The organism is Nisaea sp. (assembly GCF_965216895.1).
In the GTDB taxonomy this organism is placed as follows: domain Bacteria; phylum Pseudomonadota; class Alphaproteobacteria; order Thalassobaculales; family Thalassobaculaceae; genus Nisaea.
This window is the reverse complement of the sequence record NZ_OZ244205.1, coordinates 4,494,880-4,512,755: the sequence shown is the minus strand read 5'-3', so window position 1 is coordinate 4,512,755 and position 17,876 is coordinate 4,494,880. Positions and strand designations below refer to the sequence as shown.

Annotated in this window: 15 protein-coding genes and 4 pseudogenes; 6 read left to right on the top strand and 13 right to left on the bottom strand. The window is 64.0% G+C overall.

Annotated elements, in window-relative coordinates:
* Positions 1-2 precede the first annotated feature (2 nt).
* The 10 genes and pseudogenes from ACOOE1_RS21395 to ACOOE1_RS21350 all read right to left on the bottom strand — a co-directional run.
* Positions 3-4,259, bottom strand: a complete 4,257-nt coding sequence (locus ACOOE1_RS21395; protein ID WP_420404219.1) for a strawberry notch-like NTP hydrolase domain-containing protein — start codon at positions 4,257-4,259, stop codon at positions 3-5.
* Between the two features lie 88 nt (positions 4,260-4,347).
* Positions 4,348-4,566, bottom strand: coding sequence for a DUF6117 family protein (locus ACOOE1_RS21390; protein ID WP_420404218.1), 219 nt, complete (start codon positions 4,564-4,566; stop codon positions 4,348-4,350).
* Between the two features lie 3 nt (positions 4,567-4,569).
* The gene (locus ACOOE1_RS21385) at positions 4,570-4,923 is read right to left on the bottom strand and encodes a hypothetical protein (protein WP_420404217.1); all 354 of its coding nucleotides are present in this window, start codon (positions 4,921-4,923) and stop codon (positions 4,570-4,572) included.
* Positions 4,920-5,519, bottom strand: a complete 600-nt coding sequence (locus ACOOE1_RS21380) for a DUF7007 domain-containing protein (protein ID WP_420404216.1) — start codon at positions 5,517-5,519, stop codon at positions 4,920-4,922. The genes ACOOE1_RS21385 and ACOOE1_RS21380 overlap by 4 nt, the downstream gene beginning before the upstream one ends.
* Before the next feature lie 94 nt (positions 5,520-5,613).
* Positions 5,614-7,710 (bottom strand): ParB/RepB/Spo0J family partition protein, encoded by a 2,097-nt coding sequence (locus tag ACOOE1_RS21375; protein WP_420404215.1) that lies wholly within the window; start codon positions 7,708-7,710, stop codon positions 5,614-5,616.
* 82 nt (positions 7,711-7,792) lie between these two features.
* Positions 7,793-8,179, bottom strand: a complete 387-nt coding sequence (locus ACOOE1_RS21370) for a hypothetical protein (protein ID WP_420404214.1) — start codon at positions 8,177-8,179, stop codon at positions 7,793-7,795.
* Between the two features lie 114 nt (positions 8,180-8,293).
* A complete protein-coding gene (locus ACOOE1_RS21365; RefSeq protein WP_420404213.1) occupies positions 8,294-8,422 on the bottom strand; it encodes a hypothetical protein in 129 nt (42 codons plus the stop codon).
* Positions 8,419-8,940, bottom strand: coding sequence for a thermonuclease family protein (locus ACOOE1_RS21360; protein ID WP_420404212.1), 522 nt, complete (start codon positions 8,938-8,940; stop codon positions 8,419-8,421). Before ACOOE1_RS21360 ends, ACOOE1_RS21365 begins: the two co-directional genes overlap by 4 nt.
* 64 nt (positions 8,941-9,004) lie before the next feature.
* Complete coding sequence (locus ACOOE1_RS21355) at positions 9,005-9,424, bottom strand: DNA -binding domain-containing protein (protein WP_420404211.1); 420 nt, start codon at positions 9,422-9,424, stop codon at positions 9,005-9,007.
* Between the two features lie 262 nt (positions 9,425-9,686).
* Positions 9,687-9,863, bottom strand: a pseudogene (locus tag ACOOE1_RS21350) (transcriptional regulator domain-containing protein); the annotation flags it as partial.
* 432 nt (positions 9,864-10,295) lie between these two features.
* Here ACOOE1_RS21350 and ACOOE1_RS21345 point away from each other — a divergent pair.
* The 3 genes and pseudogenes from ACOOE1_RS21345 to ACOOE1_RS21335 all read left to right on the top strand — a co-directional run.
* Positions 10,296-11,177 carry a helix-turn-helix transcriptional regulator gene (locus tag ACOOE1_RS21345; RefSeq protein ID WP_420404210.1) on the top strand — a complete coding sequence of 294 codons (882 nt, stop codon included), beginning with the start codon at positions 10,296-10,298 and terminating at the stop codon, positions 11,175-11,177.
* A 145-nt stretch (positions 11,178-11,322) separates the two neighbouring features.
* On the top strand, positions 11,323-12,183 hold the full coding sequence (locus ACOOE1_RS21340; protein WP_420404209.1) for an IS630 family transposase: 861 nt from the start codon (positions 11,323-11,325) through the stop codon (positions 12,181-12,183).
* Positions 12,093-13,109 (top strand): annotated as a pseudogene (locus tag ACOOE1_RS21335) (IS256 family transposase); the annotation flags it as partial. The gene ACOOE1_RS21340 and the pseudogene ACOOE1_RS21335, both read left to right, overlap by 91 nt.
* Before the next feature lie 92 nt (positions 13,110-13,201).
* On the opposite strand, the gene ACOOE1_RS21330 reads toward ACOOE1_RS21335, so the two are convergent.
* Positions 13,202-14,422, bottom strand: coding sequence for an IS110 family transposase (locus tag ACOOE1_RS21330; protein WP_420406461.1), 1,221 nt, complete (start codon positions 14,420-14,422; stop codon positions 13,202-13,204).
* A gap of 146 nt (positions 14,423-14,568) precedes the next feature.
* Here ACOOE1_RS21330 and ACOOE1_RS21325 point away from each other — a divergent pair, with 146 nt between their 5' ends.
* From ACOOE1_RS21325 to ACOOE1_RS21315, 3 genes and pseudogenes are all read left to right on the top strand, one after another.
* Positions 14,569-14,892 carry a transposase gene (locus ACOOE1_RS21325; RefSeq protein WP_420404208.1) on the top strand — a complete coding sequence of 108 codons (324 nt, stop codon included), beginning with the start codon at positions 14,569-14,571 and terminating at the stop codon, positions 14,890-14,892.
* A gap of 40 nt (positions 14,893-14,932) precedes the next feature.
* Positions 14,933-15,130, top strand: a pseudogene (locus tag ACOOE1_RS21320) (transposase); the annotation flags it as partial.
* A gap of 293 nt (positions 15,131-15,423) precedes the next feature.
* Positions 15,424-15,565 (top strand): annotated as a pseudogene (locus ACOOE1_RS21315) (ATP-binding protein); the annotation flags it as partial.
* A 264-nt stretch (positions 15,566-15,829) separates the two neighbouring features.
* On the opposite strand, the gene ACOOE1_RS21310 reads toward ACOOE1_RS21315, so the two are convergent.
* On the bottom strand, positions 15,830-17,026 hold the full coding sequence (locus ACOOE1_RS21310) for a phenylacetate--CoA ligase family protein (RefSeq protein WP_420404207.1): 1,197 nt from the start codon (positions 17,024-17,026) through the stop codon (positions 15,830-15,832).
* Between the two features lie 30 nt (positions 17,027-17,056).
* A complete protein-coding gene (locus ACOOE1_RS21305) occupies positions 17,057-17,866 on the bottom strand; it encodes an enoyl-CoA hydratase/isomerase family protein (RefSeq protein ID WP_420404206.1) in 810 nt (269 codons plus the stop codon).
* Positions 17,867-17,876 lie beyond the last annotated feature (10 nt).

Sequence of the window (17,876 nt, the reverse complement as noted above, 5' to 3'; positions counted from 1 at the left end):
TGTCACCCCCGATCCACGATTTCGGTGAGCGGCCAGCGGTCGGCGAGGCTCTCGAAAACCGCCTTGCCGGATTCGCCCACCGGCACGAACAACCGCAGCTTCCAGGAGATGATCTCGCCGAACAGGCCGCGGGCCTTCAGGGCATCAACCATGCCGGAGGTGAAGCCGGTGAGTTCGATGCGGCTCTCGTTCATCACGCGCGCGCGGCGGAGCACGAGGCCATCGGCGAGATGGGCCGTGACCTTGCCTTCATTGATCAGGCCCCAGGCGTCCCCGGCGGAGAGCTTCGGCGCCTCCATGCCGATATTGCGGCAGAACGCTTCCACCTCAACCGGCGTCAGCATGCGGCCGATGATGCGCTCGCCATCATCGGTTTGCAGCCGATAAACGCGGGCGTTGCTCTCCGGAAGACGCCGCCAGATCGGCAGCAGGAGGCCGGTGACGAGATGGAACGTGCTCGTCGAGAATTCCGGGATTCCGGCGATCTCCTTTTCCCATGCGGCGAAAAATTCTTCCCTCTCCGCTTCCTTCCAATGCGTGGCGGCGAAGTCATCGACGCTCATCGTGTCGCGCTGCATGGGGCGCAACAGCCGGACGCGGCGTTCCATGCTGCCGTCATCGAGCATCAGGCTCGGCGCGGAAGTTTTGACGGCGGCGCGGCCCGAGCGCTCATTGACGAGCAATCGCCCGCCTTCGATGGTGATCGCCTCTTCCGCCGTCATGGGGCGGTTGCGATCGCGCCGCTCGATCGTGAACAGCCGCGTCTCGGCGCCGCTGTCGTGCCGCCAGACGGTGCGCCGGTCGGTGACGATCAGGCTTTCGGCGCGGATGGTTTCCAGGCCGATATCGTGGACACCCGCTGCAATCGCCGCCTCGATGCGGGCGTTCAAAATCTCCTCGAACGCCGCGAACAGCGTGTTCTGCATGGCGATGGGCAGCGCCAGCAGCCGGTTGAGGAACGTCGTGATCGGCGGCAAATCCTCTTTCATGTTGCCGCCATCGAAGGTCAGCGTCAGGCCGGTCATTTCCTCGAACTGCGTCAACGAACAACCCTGAATGGCGCCCTGCGCCAGCCAGTAATAGAACTGCCTGAGCGCCGCGCGGGCTTGATCGCCTTCGAGATTGTCCTCGGCGCGGAACAGCCCCTGGCCGCCGGTCTGGCGCTGCCCGCGCGTGATGGCGCCAAGGGTATCGAGGCGGCGGGCAATCGTCGAAAGAAAGCGCTTCTCGGCCTTCACGTCCGTGGCGATGGGGCGGAACAGCGGCGGCTGCGCCTGATTGGTGCGGTTGGAGCGGCCGAGTCCCTGAATGGCGGTGTCGGCCTTCCAGCCCGCTTCGAGCAGGTAATGGACGCGCAGGCGCTGATTTTTCGCGCCCCGGTCGGCATGGTAGGAACGGCCCGTCCCGCCGGCGTCCGAGAAGATCAGGATGCGCTTGTCGTCATCCATGAAGGCCTGCGTCTCGGCGAGATTGGCCGAGGGCGGACGGTTTTCGACACAAAGCCGATCGCCCTTGCGCACGATCCGCCGTGACCGTCCCGTCACTTCCGCTACCTTGTTTGTCCCGAAGCGTTGAATGATCTGGTCGAGGCTGCCTGGCACGGGATCGAGCGAGGCGAGACGCTCGATCATCCGGTCGCGGGAGGCGACGGCCTCGCGGCATTGGATCGGGTTGCCCTCGGCATCGAACGCGGGGCGCGAGCGCAAATTGCCGTCCTCGTCTGTATAAGGCTCATAAAGCTGCGTCGGGAAGGCATGCTGCAAATAGGTGAGGATCACGTCGCGGGGCGACAAATCGACGTTCAGGTCCGCCCATTCCTCGGCTGGAATCTCGGACAGACGGCGATCGAGGATCGCCTCGCCAGTTGAAACCAGTTGGACGATTGCGGCATGGCCCGTCTCCAAGTCCGCCTCGATGGATTTGATGAGCGTGGCGGTCTTCAGCCCCGAAAGCAGCGCTGCGAAGAAGCGCTGCTTGGCGCCCTCGAACACCGACAGGGCGGCGGACTTCGCCTGGCCGTTGAGGGTTTTTCGCTCCCCGGTGACGTTCGAGGCTTCGAGGGCGGCATTCAGGTTGGAGTGAATCACCTGGAACGCTTCAGCATAGGCGTCGTAAGTTTCCACCTGCGCCGGGGTGAGATTGTGGTCGACGATCTCGACCTCGACGCCCTCATAGGACAGCGACCGCGCCGTGTAGAGGCCGAGGGCCTTCATATCGCGGCTCATCACCTCCATGGCCGCGACCCCGCCGGCCTCGACCGCCTGCACAAACTCGGCTCGATTGGCGAAAGGGAAATCCTCGCCGCCCCACAGGCCGAGCCGCTCGGCATAGGCGAGGTTGCGCACGTCCGTGGCGCCGGTGGCGGAGACATAGACGATGCGAGCGTCCGGCAAGGCGCGCTGCAGGCGCAACCCGGCGCGGCCCTGCTGGGAGGGAAGTTGGTCGCCGCGCTCACCCTTGCCGCCGGCGGCGTTGGCCATGGCATGGGCTTCGTCGAAAACGATCACGCCGTCGAAGCCGTCTCCCAGCCAGTCGATGACCTGGCGCAGGCGCGGCTCGTTGCGCAGGGTGGCGTAGGTCACGAACAGCACCCCTTCCGACAGCCGAACCGGCGTGCCCTGCTTGAAGCGCGACAGGGGCTGGACGAGCAGTTGCTCCATGCCGAGCGCCGACCAGTCGCGCCGCGCGTCCTCGATCAGCTTGTCGGACTTGGAGATCCACACCGCCTTGCGGCGGCCCTTGATCCAGTTGTCGAGGATGATGCCGGCAACCTGCCGGCCCTTGCCGCAGCCGGTGCCGTCGCCCAGGAACCAGCCGCGGCGGAAGCGCACGGCATTCTCGGCGCCTTCCGGTGCAGCATGGATATTGTCGAAGGTCTCATCGACCGTCCACGATCCCACGAGATGCCCGGAATGCACATCGCCGGCGTAGATGACGCTCTCAAGCTGAGCGTCGGAGAGGGCGCTGCTCTTTATTATATGCACCGGAAGATGCGGCCGATAGGAAGGGCGCGGCGGCGCCACCGAGGCCATGGCCACCGACTGCACCAGCTTCGTCGGATGCGGCTTGGCGCCTGGGATACGAATCGACTGCAGGGCGTAGCCCTCGTAGAGCGCGTCGGTCAGGTCGGCGCCCTCGGCTGGCTTCCATTCGATGGGCTCATAGGGAAGCTCGACAGCTTCGTGCGCCGCAGAAATGACGGGCTGCGGTCTGCGCGCGATTGGCGCGACCTTGCGCGCAACAGCGGGCTTCGCCGCTGCCCCGAGCCTGATCTCGCCGTCCACCTCCAAGCGAGGCGGCAGATGTTCGATGAGGCGGGCGAGCAATTCGGCGGCGTTCTCCGCGCGCGGCGAAACCGGCGGCGAAGCCGTTTCAAGCGACTTGTCGATGACGGTGAGGCGCGTGTCGAAGGTGGTGCCGTGCTTGTAATAGACGGAGCCGTCCACGACGCAGGTGAAGCGTACCGCGCCGTTCAGCTTATCGACGGGGAAATTGTGCCCGGTGATGGCGACCAGGCGACCGCCCTTGGGCAGCCGAGCCAACGCCGAGCGCACGTGATGGAAGTCCGCGTCGGACACGCGCCCCTGCACGTGGAGCGCCGCCGAGAAGGGCGGGTTCATGAGAACGACCGACGGAGCGACATCGTCCGCCAGCCGATCATCGATGCTGGCCGCGTCATGCGTGCTGACCGGGTTGTCCGGAAACAGCCGCCGCAGAAGCGCGGCCCGCGTATCGGCGATCTCGTTGAGCGCCATCCGCGCACCCATGATCTCGGCGAATACGGCAAGCATCCCCGTGCCGGCTGACGGCTCCAGCACCGCATCGTCGCCAGTGAGGCCCGCCGCGATGCTGGCCGCATAGGCAAGCGGCATGGGTGTGCTGAACTGCTGGAACTCCTCGGACTCCTGCGTGCGGCGGGTGTGGGTGGGAAGAAGCTCGGCGATGCGGGAAAGCATGGCGAGCATCGCTACGGGCGAGCCCGCCTTCTCCCGCATGGCGCGACCATATTTGCGGAGGAACAGCACCTGCGCGGCTTCGCAAGCTTCGTATGCAGCTTTCCACGTCCAGAAACCCTCGGCGTCCGAACCGCCGAACGCCTCCTCCATCGCCTGCCGCAGGACGCGGGCCTCGATGAGAATGCCGCGTTCGAGATCGGTGAGAATGCGCTCCGCCGCCTTGAGGATGCAGGCGGCCTCTTCTTCGGGCGCACGGATGGGTGCGGCGGTCGTCACCGCCGCCGCTGGCGTCATCAGATTCATGAGATTGCTCCGGGATTGAGGTTTCAGGAAAAGGCCGGGGCAGGCTCTCTCTTGCCCGCTCCCGGCCCGCCCTCATCCCGGTCTGCTCTCACTCTGGCGGCCGGTAAGCCTCGTAGGGATTCCGCTCCGCCAGATGGCCGAAGGGCGTGAAAAGGTATTCGCCGCCATCGTCACGCTGCACGGCGGCGAGTACATAACGCGGTATGCCATTGGACGCATCCGTGCATTCCATCAAGGCAAGGTCGCCGTTTCTGGCTGCACGCAGCAGAGTCTCGAAATTGGCGCGGATGTGATCGGGAATAGCCATGTGTCAGGCTCCCGAAACCAGATGAACGAGCGCGCCGCAGTCGGGACAATCGCCCGCCGGCATAATTTCGCCCGGCAGCACACGCGACCACATATCATGAACGGGGTCGGCCTTATCGACTGACCCATGCCAATTGCAGTTGCGGCATTGGCAGCATGGTTCTTCTTCCGAGGGCGCCGGGATGATTGACAGAATCTCGCGGTCGTGTTCTTCGCCGAGAACCTTGTCACGGATGAATCGGTGCTCATGGAGCAGGCCATCATCGATGATGGCTTGCGCTTCTTCCGTACTCGTGGCTTCAATTTCCCAGCGCTCCTCGATTTCGGCCGTGGCCTGAAGGGTGACGATGAATTTCATGACGCCGCCCTCCGTGCGATGAAGCTGGAAGGGCCGTCATAGAGCGCGTGGCGGGTGGGATCGATGACGAAGCCGAATTTGCCGCGCCGGTCATATTCGGCATCCGGCACGAGATAGCGCCGCTCGGCAGAATCGGACTTGCCCCATTGCCCGCGTCGGCCGCCTATTGTGGCGATGCACTCGACCATGCCGGGATGCTGGTCCGACCTGATCGCGCTGATGACGATCCAGTCGTTGGCGTGGCGTTCAAGGAACAGCCGCTCGTCTTTGGCGTGGGATTCGCCGGGAGCAAGAATGACGCCTGCGACAGTCTCGTATTCGTCGGGATACCATTCCTTCAGCGTGCGGATCGCCGCTTCGCGGTCTTTCTCGGAGAAGACGTCGGGGAAGGTGAAGGCAACTTTCGCCCAGGCGCAATCCTCCTCGTAGAATCCGTCCCTCTCGCGCAGAGCAGGATGAACCTTGGCGTTTCGCTCGCGGTCGAGCTTGAAGCCGCCATGCGACGGTGTGCCGTAGAAGACGATGCCCTCGGCATAGACCTTTTCATAGTCGGCTTTGCCCCATGGGGTGTAGGCAGGGTTGGTCGAATTCAGCATTTCGATCTCCAGAAAAGCGCGAAGCCCGGCCCCGCGCGAACATTCCGCCGCACGGGGACCGGGCTTAAGTGGATGGATTTGAGAGAGCAGCCGCTTATACGGCAGCGGTGAGGAAAGCCGGAAGTTCAGCGGCGGCGGGAGGCTCCGATGGCGAGGCATCCGGCTCCGGGGACCCCGGTTCGCCCGTGACCGCCACGGGCTCGACGCCGGGCGTGCGCAGCGGCTCGGGCAGCCAGCCGGTATCGGCCAGAAGGCGCTCGGCCTGTTCGGCCATGTCGGATTTCTTCAGCCCTTCAATGAGCTCCGCCATGCCGGCGCCCTTGGCCTCGGTGACCGCCTCGAGGATGCGGGCCTTCGGCACGCGATTGAGGTAGTTCTCCACCGTCGGCTTCCACCCGGCCGCGGTCATATCGAGCGAAACCGCACAGGCGACCTGGTCGGCATGATGCCGGCGTCCCTGTGTCCGGTTCCACGGCTCATGCACTGCGTTGACGGTGAGCGATACGCAATGGGCGAAGAGCGCCATGCGGCTGTCGTGGTCGAAATCGCAAAGGAACTCCCAGAGTAGGTCGGGCTCGTCGGGAAGCTGCTTTTCCCAATTGGCGTGCCGCTCGTCGATGGCCGTCGCCGACTGGCTCTCCTTCAGCCCCGGCCCCTGAACGGTCGGCGTTGGGCTTTCGGCGCGAATCTCCAGGCAGCTCGCCGTCGGATAACGCCAGAAGGTCTGGAGAACGAGGGCATGCAGCGCGGCGAGGAAGGCGATGTCCGGATCGCCGGCCACCGCATCGCGCAGGGCGAGTGTCCGATGCGCTGTCAGTTCCATGATCAGGCGCTCGGACAGCGGCTTCAGGCCGTCTTCCTCACCATCCGCGTCGGCGTCGAAGGAACTCGTGTTCGTTGGATCCTGATTGGATGCGAATTGCGCGCCTTCGTCGGAGCCTGGCGATGCTGCATCGACATCGCCTCTTGCTTCGCTAGCATCACCCCCGTCATCCGCGATCGGGGCTTCGTCCTCTGGACGGACATAGCCGCGCTCGATCTTCAGCCGGCCGTCGCCGTCGATGGAGACGAACGCGCCGGCGCGGGTGACCCCGTCGGGATCATAGCGAACCAGCCGCTCCTCGAAGGAGTCGAGCTCCGCCTCGATCTCGGCGAGACGCCGGTCGATCTCCTCGGGCAGATCCTGGTCGCTTTCCTGGAAATAGCGCTGTTCGATCTCTTCGAACTCGGACCGCAGCGCTTCGCGGCGGGCATGCTCCTCGTCGGACAACGGTTCCGTTTCGCCCATGACGCGGCGCAGGCCGGCGGTGTGGCCGTAAGGGAAATCCGGAGCGACCTCGATCCACTTCCAGCCTTCGGCCTTGATCGCCTCTGCTTGGGTAGCGAGCTTCTCGGCGACAAGCTTCTCCAGCAGCGCCGCGTCCTGCAACCATCCTTCGTCATTCTGCGAGAACAGGTCGCGCAGCACGATGCCGCCGGCTTCCTCATAGGCCGCGAGCCCAACGAAGCGGGCGCGCTTGTCGGAGGCGCGGATGGAGTTTTCGGTCAGCAGCTTGCGGATGCAATAGGGCTCCTTGTTGTAGCCGCGCTGCACGGTCTCCCAGACCTGCTCCTGCCGGGCATGGTCGTCGGCGATGGTGAACGACATGAGCTGCTCGAGCGTCATCTCGTCGGCGGCATAGACATCGAGCAGCTTCGGCGACACGCTGGCCAGCTTCAGCCGCTGCTTGACGATCTGCGGCGTCACGAAGAAGCGGGCGGCGATCTCCTCCTCGCCGAGGCCCTGCTCCTTGAGCGACTGGAAGGCGCGGAATTGATCCAACGGGTGGAGTGATACGCGCTGGCAATTTTCGGCCAGCGAATCCTCTTCCAGAATGCCGTCCTCGCGCACGATGCAGGGGATCGGGGCTTGTCTACCCAGCCGCTTCCGCTTGACCAGCAGCTCCAGCGCCCGGTAGCGGCGGCCGCCGGCCTGCACCTCGTATCTGTCGGCGGGCTGACCGTCTTCACCGATCACCGCCCGCACGCTCAGGGACTGCAACAGCGTGCGCCGGGCGATGTCCTCGGCCAGTTCCTCGATCGATACACCGGCGCGCACCCGCCGGACGTTGCGGGTGCTGAGCACCAGCTTGTCGAATGGAATGTCCCGCGCCTGGGACAGCGTGATCTTCTCAACTTTCGCCTTTGCCATGTCGGTTCTCCGTGACGAGCCGGAGAAAGCCCTCTTTCCCCAACCGGGCTCGTCACAATGACACCCACTTCCCTTTCCCTCTTCAGGCCGCCGGTTCCGCCGTACCCTCCAGGTCGAGGTTGTAAATCTCCGCTCCGGCCGCGGCGTATGCCCGCGCCACCTCGATCAGCGGCGCATAGGAGAACGCGCCCCAGGGTCTGGAGTCCGGCTTACAGCCGACGGCGATCATCGGGCCCGAGACAGCGAGCCGCACGGCGTCGCCGAAATCGATGCCGGAGGAATCGATCACCGGCAGACCGGCGGCGATGGCTTGGCGCTTGATCATCTCGGCGCAATACCAGGACAGGCTGCTGCGCCCGCCGGATTCATTGACGTAGTGCAGGGTCCAGCCCGTTTGCCCCACGTGCAGATGCCCGCCCGGCGCGGCGAGCGCCTTAGCGATGTCGGCGCTGTAGTCTCGGTCGTCCATGTCCTTTCTCCCGCGACGGGCGGCGCGAACCCGTTCCGCGCCTCGAAACCCATCAGCGGGGAAAGGCCGCCCTCGAACACGAGAGCGGTCAGAACGATGCCGAAGAGAAAAGCGCTACATCGGCCCGATCTCACCGTGGGCGGCCATCAGTGCAAGGGCGATGGATTGGACACCGGCGCCGAGCGAAAGCGCGCGCAGCCTGATGGTTGAGGTGTCGGTCGGTAGCGGAAACAGCGCGTTCATGGCCGCCCTCCCGCCTCCTGCCGGCGCCGCCATTCGGCGGGCGGATAGAAGGTTCCGTCCCAGATGCCACGGCGCAAAAACCGGGCCGTGCCCTCGTCGCTTGTGTAGTTGTAGAGACGATTGGCGTTGCGATCGGCGACGGCCCAGCCGTTCTTCGCCGCCCAGCTACTGATGTCGTCGCCACCGGCGTAGCAAACAGATACGAACCGGCCATGGGCATCGCGGGTCGTGCCCTGCCAGACTTCACAATTGACCTTTCGGCCTTCGAGAAATTTGGTGAGCGCGGCGGCGGCCTCTCTGCCGCAAGGCCAATCCACGCTGTCGCGGCGGCGGCAGCGCTGGTCGATCTCCACGGCATCGACGCCGTAGAGGCGATGCTTCTCGCCGTTGATCTCAATTGTGTCGGCGTCGATCACATTCGCCGGGCCGGAATGCTCATCGTCGAGCGCGGGCCAGAAGGACAGACAGGCGAAAAACACAATGCCGATGACGGCGGACAGGCGGACGAACTGGAACATGGGAGGTCTCCTCATGGGTTGCGGGCGGGCCGGCGCTCTCCTGCCGGCTTCAGCCCTTCACCCGTCAGAAGCCTCCCTTTCCCTCTGTTGCCCGCCCCAGAAGTCCCAGGTAGCCGCCGCTGACCATCTCCTCTGCCTCGCGGACAAGCCGTTGCATGCGGGAGCGGTAACCGGACTCCCAGAGCTCGTGCGCAGCCGTCTCCCCGAAGATCGCCGCCGCCACCTGCCGCCGGCTCGCGCCCGCTATTTCTCCGTCCCAGGCGCGCAGCATCATCGCCCAGCGCCTGGCCCGGCGCTCCGGCGGAAAGAGGCCGCGCGGCAGACGGCCGAGGCGGCAAAGCCCGCACAGCCGTTGCAGCGCCAGAACCTTCGCCTCCATCTGCCGGCGACCCGACAGCAGGTAGCGGAGGCACACCGGGCCGTCGAGAACACTGCCCCCTGTCACCATCAGTTGGAGATGGCGCAAGCCATCGCTGAAAAGCACGTGCTCGGATCCGCCGCAGCACAACACGGTCGCCATAGACGCAAAGTAACGGATATCGAAGGCGTCGGTGTGGCCGGGTGCAATGGGCCGCGCTTCCACGGCGAGCACCGATGGATTGAGATCGGGCAGCCAAAAGACGTCCGTAGCCGGCAGGGCAACGCCAGTGGTGAAAGAAGACGCCCCAGTGTTCGAACGGCCGCGGATTTTGGATACGGAGGATTCGGGGTTGAGCGGCCTTCAGTCGGCGCTCGGCGGCGGACGGAGGGAGTGGCGGCGACACCTGTGGCAGCCGACCCGCAGCCGTGGCGAAGTCGGGATTGCGCTTGAGCCACTCCCAGGCCCAGCCTGCCCGGTCCAGATCGATGAGGGATTTGTAGCTTTCGGGATCGCGCCAGTCGGCGCGCGGACTTATGCCGGGGACGGTCTTCTCCTTGGACATGGGGCTTGTCTCCTCCCATGAGGCCACCCGGCCATGACGGGCGCGGCGCGGCCATTTGACGATCCGTCGCGCGACGCGCGGGACAAGCCGCCTCGTGCCAGGTCGATTTCACTGGCGGGAGGGCGCCGACGACATCGATTACTATCGATAGTTGAAGCGCGGGTTGGCTTCCGTGTTTTCGCGGCGTCTTTCAGGAAATCGTTACAATATTCGCAATGCCAGACCTGCAAACTACAGAATTTAATTAAAGTACAAATGAACTCGAGCAGAGAAAACGAGACCCGATATTGCCACAGTTGCGCCGCTCTCATCACACAGTTGTCACAGGATCATCGATTTTGAAACACACACTCTACCGGGAATGGAACTTGCTAAAGGCCGGCAACCCGCCATCGGCCGAGATATCAATTTTCAGGCGATGGAGATTGCGTCATGGCCGAAACCACTCTGGTCGATTTCACGTCGGATATTGCGTCCCCGGTATTGTCCGTCACACGGCGCATCGCCCGTAACGGCATTGTCGTCAGCCGGTGCGATATCCCGATCAATCCCGGGACACAGATTGTCACGGCACAGTTCGCCCTTTTCATGCATGAAAGCGAGCCGCTGGATCTCATCTGCCGCTCGCCTGTAAGCCGCCGCACCCAGAAATATCCGGTCGCTGCGGGGCACTTTCATTTGAGCCCGGCAGATCGGGCCGCCCATGTCGGCTGGACAGCCGACAAGCAGTCCTTCGTCATCGCAATGGAAAATAGCTTCATCGAACGCACAATCGGCAACGCCTTCGACGGGCGCGTGCCCGAGATCAGAGGTAGAGCGGCGCTCCGCGACCCGGCGGTCGAGGAGCTGATAGCGTGCCTCAGGCGCAGCTTAATCGACAATAGCCGCTGCGGCGGGCTGTGCCTGGACCTCGTCGGCACCTCGCTCGCTCTGCGCTTGTTCGAGACCTATGGCGAAAACGGTAAGCCGCCGCCGTCGATCCGGGGTGGTCTCGGCGCCTCGCGCCGGCGGCGGATCGTCGACTTCATCGAGGCGCATTTGGACGAAGATATCGGACTCGCAGCGCTCGCCGCGGAAGCGGGACTCAGCCCGCATCATTTCGGCAAGGCCTTCAAGGCGACGTTCGGCAAGCCGCCCTGTCGTTACATCACCGAGCGGCGGATTCAGAAGGCGAAGGAGATACTGCTGTCGGACCGCGCGTCGATCACGGACATCGCGCTCGCCCTTGGCTTTTCCAGCCACAGCCATTTCACGGACGTGTTCCGCAAGATGACGGGGACGACGCCTTCGCTGTTTCGCAGGAATTGCGCCTGACCGGAGGCATTAGAGCGTGGCCCTTCCGTTGTGAATCGCCGAGGGGATTCCCAAGGCAGCTTGGTTCTGATTCTCTGTTCCCGAGGCAGGGATCGGGGGCAGCGAGATGGGCAGACCACTATCGATGGACTTGAGGAGGCGGGCGTTGGCTGCGGTCGACGCTGGGGTGAGCCGTCGGGCGGCAGCGGGGCGTTTTGGCGTCTCGGTGTCGTCGGTGATCCGCTGGGACGCGCAGAGGCAGGCGACGGGGCGCTTCGAGCCGAAGCCGCAAGGCGGCGACATGCGCTCGCGGCGGATCGAGGCGCGGCATGCAGACGTCATGGCCGCGTTCGAGGAGGAGCGCGACCAGAGCCTCGAGGAGTTGCGCAGCCGTCTGGCCGGGCGCGGCATCGCCGTGTCGACCTCCGCGCTGTCGCGCTTTTTCCAACGCCACGGCATGACGAGAAAAAAGACCGGGCATGCGGTTGAGCAGGACCGCGCAGACGTCCTGAGGAAGCGCCGCGCCTGGTTCGAGGCGCAGCCCGATCTCGACCCCGAGAAACTCGTGTTCATCGACGAAAGCTGGACGGCCACGAACATGGCGCGGAGCCACGGGCGCTGCCCACGGGGCGAGCGGCTCCGCATGGGGTTCCCGCATGGCCACCGCAAGACCACGACGCTGGTGGCGGGCCTCCGCCTCGACGGCATGGTCGCGCCAATGGTTCTCGACGGGCCGATCAACGGCGACTGGTTCGAGGCCTATGTCGCGCACGTCCTGGTGCCGACCCTGCGCCCCGGCGACGTCGTGATCATGGACAACCTCTCCAGCCACAAGCACGCCTCGGTCAGGGCGATGATCGAGGCGAGGGGCGCGAAGCTCGGGACTGTCAGGAATTTTGTGTCTGAGGCCATGATGATGGAAAGGAGAATCATCACATGGCCATTGAGAATGAACTTTTGGATCAGCTTCTCGCGGGGCGCGATCCGAACGAGGTTTTCGCCAAGGACGGCCTCGTCGACGATCTGAAAAAGGCGCTTTCGGAGCGCATTCTGAACGCCGAGCTGGACGAGCATCTGGACGATGAGCGCGAGGCCGGCGGCCCTGCCAATCGGCGCAACGGGGTGTCGAAGAAGTCGGTCCTGACCGGCACGTCCAAGATGACGCTGTCGATCCCGCGCGACCGGGCCGGCACCTTCGATCCGAAGCTGGTCGCCAAATACCAGCGGCGCTTTCCCGATTTCGACGAGAAGATCATCTCCATGTATGCGCGCGGCATGACGGTGCGCGAGATCCGTGGCCATCTGGAGGAGCTCTACGGCATCGACGTGTCGCCGGACCTGATCTCGGCCGTCACTGACGCCGTGCTGGAGGAAGTCGGCGAATGGCAGAACCGGCCGCTCGACGCGCTCTATCCGCTGGTCTTCTTCGACGCCATCCGGGTCAAGATCAGGGACGAGGGCTTCGTCAGGAACAAGGCCGTCTACATCGCGCTCGGCATCCTGCCCGACGGCACCAAGGAGATTCTCGGCATCTGGATCGAGCAGACCGAAGGGGCCAAGTTCTGGCTGCGCGTCATGAACGAGTTGAAGAACCGCGGCGTCGCCGACATCCTGATCGCCGTGGTCGACGGCTTGAAGGGCTTCCCCGAGGCGATTAACGCCGTCTTTCCCCAGGCGATCGTCCAAACCTGCATCGTTCACCTGATCCGCCATTCGCTCGAGTTCGTGTCCTGGAAGGACCGCAAGACCGTTATGCCGGCGCTGAAGGCCATCTACCGGGCCCAGGACGCAGAGGCGGGCATGAAGGCACTGGAGGAGTTCGAGGCCGGCTACTGGGGCCAGCGCTATCCGGCCATCGCCCTGAGCTGGCGGCGCAACTGGGAACATGTCGTGCCCTTCTTCGCCTTTCCCGAGAGCGTGCGCCGGATCATCTACACCACGGATGAGATCGACAAGCGCTTTGCTCCAGATTGTGGTATTCTTTTTATGCGCGGGTGACCTCGTGGCGAAGCGCGGTGCATCGGCTGCAAGCGCCGCCGGGCAGCCTATTCAAGCCTTGCCGGATTGAGGCGCCCGCGCGCCCTTCCTTTGGGCGGGCGCGGGCGCCAGGCCCCCACAAAGTGCGCGTAACTCTCCTCGGCCTTTCGCGCGATGTTCATCTCCTGATGCCGCAGTTTCTTCACGTGGTAGGCATAGCTTGGCCCACGCGCGTTACCTTTCCTCTGCGGCTTGCCCGCCTGAAGTTCCATGCCGCGCACCTTGTGGGCGACCAGGCTGGGGCGAGCCCACAAATAGTCCTTCTCCTTGGTGAGCATGTGCCAGGCTAGAACGGCCAGCTTCCGCGCCACGGCGACCGCGGCCACCTGATGCCCACGCTTGGCCCGGATCCGGACGAAGAAGGCGTGCAGCGGCCCGGGTGCCTTCGCCGCTGCCCATGCCGCCTCGACTAGCATGGCCCGGACATGGCTCCGTCCGACCTTGCTGATGCGCCCATGATGGGCGGCGCCAAGTCCGGACTGACGCACACGGGGATTGAGGCCGAAGTAGCTGACCAGCTTCTGGGGGGATTTGAACCGGGCGATGTCACCGATTGCCGCCATCAGTCCGACCGCCACCGTCAGATTGACGCCGGTGATGGTCAGAAGTCGCCTGATCGCGGGATCGACCAGCGCGCTTTCGGCAATCTCCCGATCGAGCACCGCCAGGTCCTCACCCAGCCTGTCAAGCTCGCGCATGTGCCGTTCGATTGCCATCCACTCATCCTCCGGTAGGGGCTGTCGAGCAAGCCAGCCCCGGCCCCGGCCGCCAAACAGATCGGCATGCGGGCATTTCGGAATCAGATAGGCGTAAAGGATCGAATGCACCTCGTTCTTGATCCGGGTGCGATGCCGCACAACTTGGTAGCGTCGAGCAACCAGCCTGCGCATCCGCTCGGTGGCGGCATCCGGTGTCCAGATCTCAGGCAGATAGCCCGCCGCATAAAGGCTGGCCAAGGTGCCTGCATCGACCTTGTCGGTCTTTATGTGGGCATGGGCAATCGCCTTTACCTGCAGCGGATTGGCGATCACCACCCGCTTCACGAATGGCGAAAGCACCCGTGAGACAGCCATGCAGTTGCCGGTCGCCTCGATCACCACCTCGTCCGTCTCCAAAAGGCTCTTGCCGAAGCCTTCCAGTGCCGTCCGGGTCATGTCCACACGGCCACCATGACGAAGCTTGCCCTCTTCCCAGAAAACCACCTCGCCGAAGGTTCGGTGGATATCCATTCCGATAACGCGTCGCATGCGCGCCTCCTGTCCATCAGGTTGACGACGGGAGCGGCGGGCGACACGACAACTACGGATTCGCGCTCGCGGCGCAACCGGGCGAGTCGCAGAGGCGGCCAGCTACTAACACGAGCTCGCAGCTCATCGTGTGCATCGGCCTGCCCGCACCTTCGTGCTCCCGGTGCCTCTGTCCCGGATGGTCGCACCATACGCTGCGAATTGATTCACCGCAGCCGGACTTCGGCACCAGGAATCTCATACCGGTTACGGATGCGATTGAAGCGCTGAACTCCAAGCTGAGGCGGGCCGTTCGCACCCGCGGCTACTTCCCAAGTGACGATGCCGCCATGAAGCTGCTATATCTGGTCCTCAATCACGCGGCCGAGCAATGGAAACGGCCGCCGCGCGAGTGGTTTGAGGCCAAGACCCAATTCGCCGTCGTCTTCGGCGAAAGGTTCGTCAGCCAGTGACGGAAACGGGCCTCAGGCACAAAATATCCGACAGTCCCCGAAGCTCAGCTTTCTTCCGCCCTACAGCCCCGACTTCAACCCCATCGAGATGGCCTTCGCGAAGCTGAAGGCGCTGCTGCGCAAGGCCGCTGAGCGCACCGTCGAAGGCCTCTGGTCCGCCATCGGTCGCCTCGTTGACATCTTCACGCCCGAGGAATGCGCCAACTACTTCGCCGCCGCAGGATACGATGCAGATTGATCGGGAAACGCTCTAAATCGACATATGCCCGCAGGCCGCCGGCGCCATTCCGTATTATGATGGGTGGAGCAGCGCCTCGCACCCGAAGCCCGGCGGCAGCCCGAACGGATGCCATGGATGTGCAAGGCGTGGAGGACGGGCACATGGCCAAAGTCGACCCCGAGATCGCCGACGACGTGCCGTGGGCGGACGAAGTCACCCCCTATGACGAGGACCATTTCATCACCCAGGGTCTCGATTCCGAGCCGATTGACAGGCAATGCGCCGGTTTTCGGAAGCGTCTACCTGTTCTTCAGCTTGTCAACGCCCGCTACGAGCGCGGCGCCATGATCCTAAGCTCCAACCGCGGCTTTGATGAATGGGGCGAGGTGTCGCCACAGCACGCCTCGACCGCTACTCTACCACGCCGTCGTCATTCAGATCGAGGGCACCAGCTTATCCAGGGCTACTTGGCGGAGATGGCCACGCGATTGGACGCGCCGCAGCTACTGTACCAGCGCGGGCCGCAAGTGCTGGATCAGGCCTGCGTTGTGACATGCGGACCTCGATGGCGAATTGGTATGCCACTGAAGTGGCTCGGACAGGGGCAGGCACCGGCTGTCCAATCGCGCGGCGAGATCGAGGAAACTTCCATGGTTGGCTCCGGTTGGCGCTCGCCGAGCGAGCGACGTGGTCGGTTCACCGCAGGCCCGTTTTGTTTCAGCTGTCCTTGTCGTTGACAAGCAGTGGTGCATCCGCAGGGAGTTCGTCGACAAAGATGATCTCGTCCACGCGCAGGCGGGCATGAAGCTCGAACGCATTCTTGGCGGCGGCTTCAGCGGTGGCACGATCCGCGTTCTCCTGGAGCACAATTGAGATGCGGACAAGGTCGCGATCATTCTCACGCGCGGCCACGGCCTGAGCCGCTATTGCGCCGGGTGTGGCAATCACCACCTCCTCGATCACGCGCGGATAGACGAAGATCTCCCGCACCTTTACTGCCGCGCCTACGCGCCCCTGAAGGGCCGACAGGCGGCGCACACTGCCGTCGTGGTTGCTTTCCAGCGCAAAGGCGCTGTCACCAGTGCCAAAGCGAATCATCGGCCAAGTGGCGTCGCGTGCGGTCACCACGACCTCGCCCGTCTTGCCGTGGGGGAGTTGGTCGCCGCTGACAGGATCGCAAATCTGCACCACCCGGTCGGGATGGACGACGTAACCTTCACCGCTATCCTCATAGGCGACCAGACCGAGATCGGCCGTGGCATAAGCCGCCCAGGTTGAAACGCCGTAGTCAGCTTCGATTCTACGGCGCTTGGCCATCCAGTCGCCCATTTCCCCGCCCAGAAAGGCGGTCTTCACTTTCCAGGCGCCGCGGCCATAGGTCTCGATCACCCTGTCGGCCAGGGTCAGGAAGAATGCCGTCGACGCGCAAATGCAAGTGACGCCGGTCTCGACGACGATCTGGGCTTGCAATTCGGTGTTGCCGACGCCGCCGGGAATGACGGTGGCGCCCGCGGCCTGCGCGGCCTCGTCAAAGAGAAGCCCGGCCGGCACGAGGTGATACATCCAGGTGTTCAGAATGACATCCCCCTTGCCGACTCCTGCCGTCTTGAACAGCAGGTCCAGCCCGTGACCGCCGCCGCCGGGCAGCGCCGGTTCAAAAATCGGCCCGGGTGAGACATAGATGCGCGCTATCTCCTTCAGATCGGCGGCGAGGAACCCGCCGAAAGGCGGGTTCTCTCTTTGGAGCTTCAGCAGCTCCTCTTTCTTCATCACCGGCAGGCGGGAGAGCTCGGCCAGTGATGACACCTTGCCAGGGTCGAACCCCGCCGCTTCGAACCGCGCCTTCAGGCCCGGTGCCTTCGTTGCCGCCGCGCTGTAGGCGGTCGCGATGTCCTGATAGATGTCAATGGACATTGCTTCCTATTCTCCCCTGCTCGGCTCGGCTCAGATCGGGCAGTCCTTGCGGAAGTTCGGCGTGCGTTTCTCGCGATGCGACAGGACGCCTTCCTTGACATCCTCGCTCATGAAGCCGAGCATTTCGAGAGCAGTGGAGGCGTCGAAGATCGGGCCGGCCTGGCGCAACCAGTTGTTGAGCGAGTATTTTGTCCAGCGGATCGCGCTCTGCGAGCCATTTGCCAGCTCGGTGGCGATGTCGAGCGCGGTCTGCTGTAGAACCTCATCCTCGACACACATCGACACTAGCCCGATCCGGTCAGCCTCCTCACCCGAGACCGGCTTGCAGGTCATCAGATAGTACTTCGCCTTGGCCATGCCGCACAGCAGCGGCCAGATGATCGCGGCGACATCGCCGGCGGCGACGCCGAGACGGGGGTGGCCGTCAACGATCTTGGCCTTCTTGCCCGCGATCGACACGTCGGCCAGGATTCCGACGACCAGGCCGGCACCGGCCGCCGGACCGTTAATCGCCGATATGATCGGCTTGTTGCAGTTAATAATATTGTAAACGAGGTTCTTGGCCTCTTTCCACGTCTTCATGATCTCGTGCGAATTACCGATCATGCTCTCGATCAGGCTGAAATCGCCGCCCGCCGAAAACGCCTTGCCAGCACCGGTGACGATCACCGCATTGATGTCGGGATCGCGATCGATGTCGATCCACATATCGGTCATCTGCGTGTGGGTCTCGGCGTCCACCGAGTTGAAGGTATCGGGCTGGTCGAAGGTGATGCGCAGCACACGCTCGGCCGGATAATCGAATTTCAGCTTGTCGTATTTCGCGTAACGATCGGACATCATAAATCCT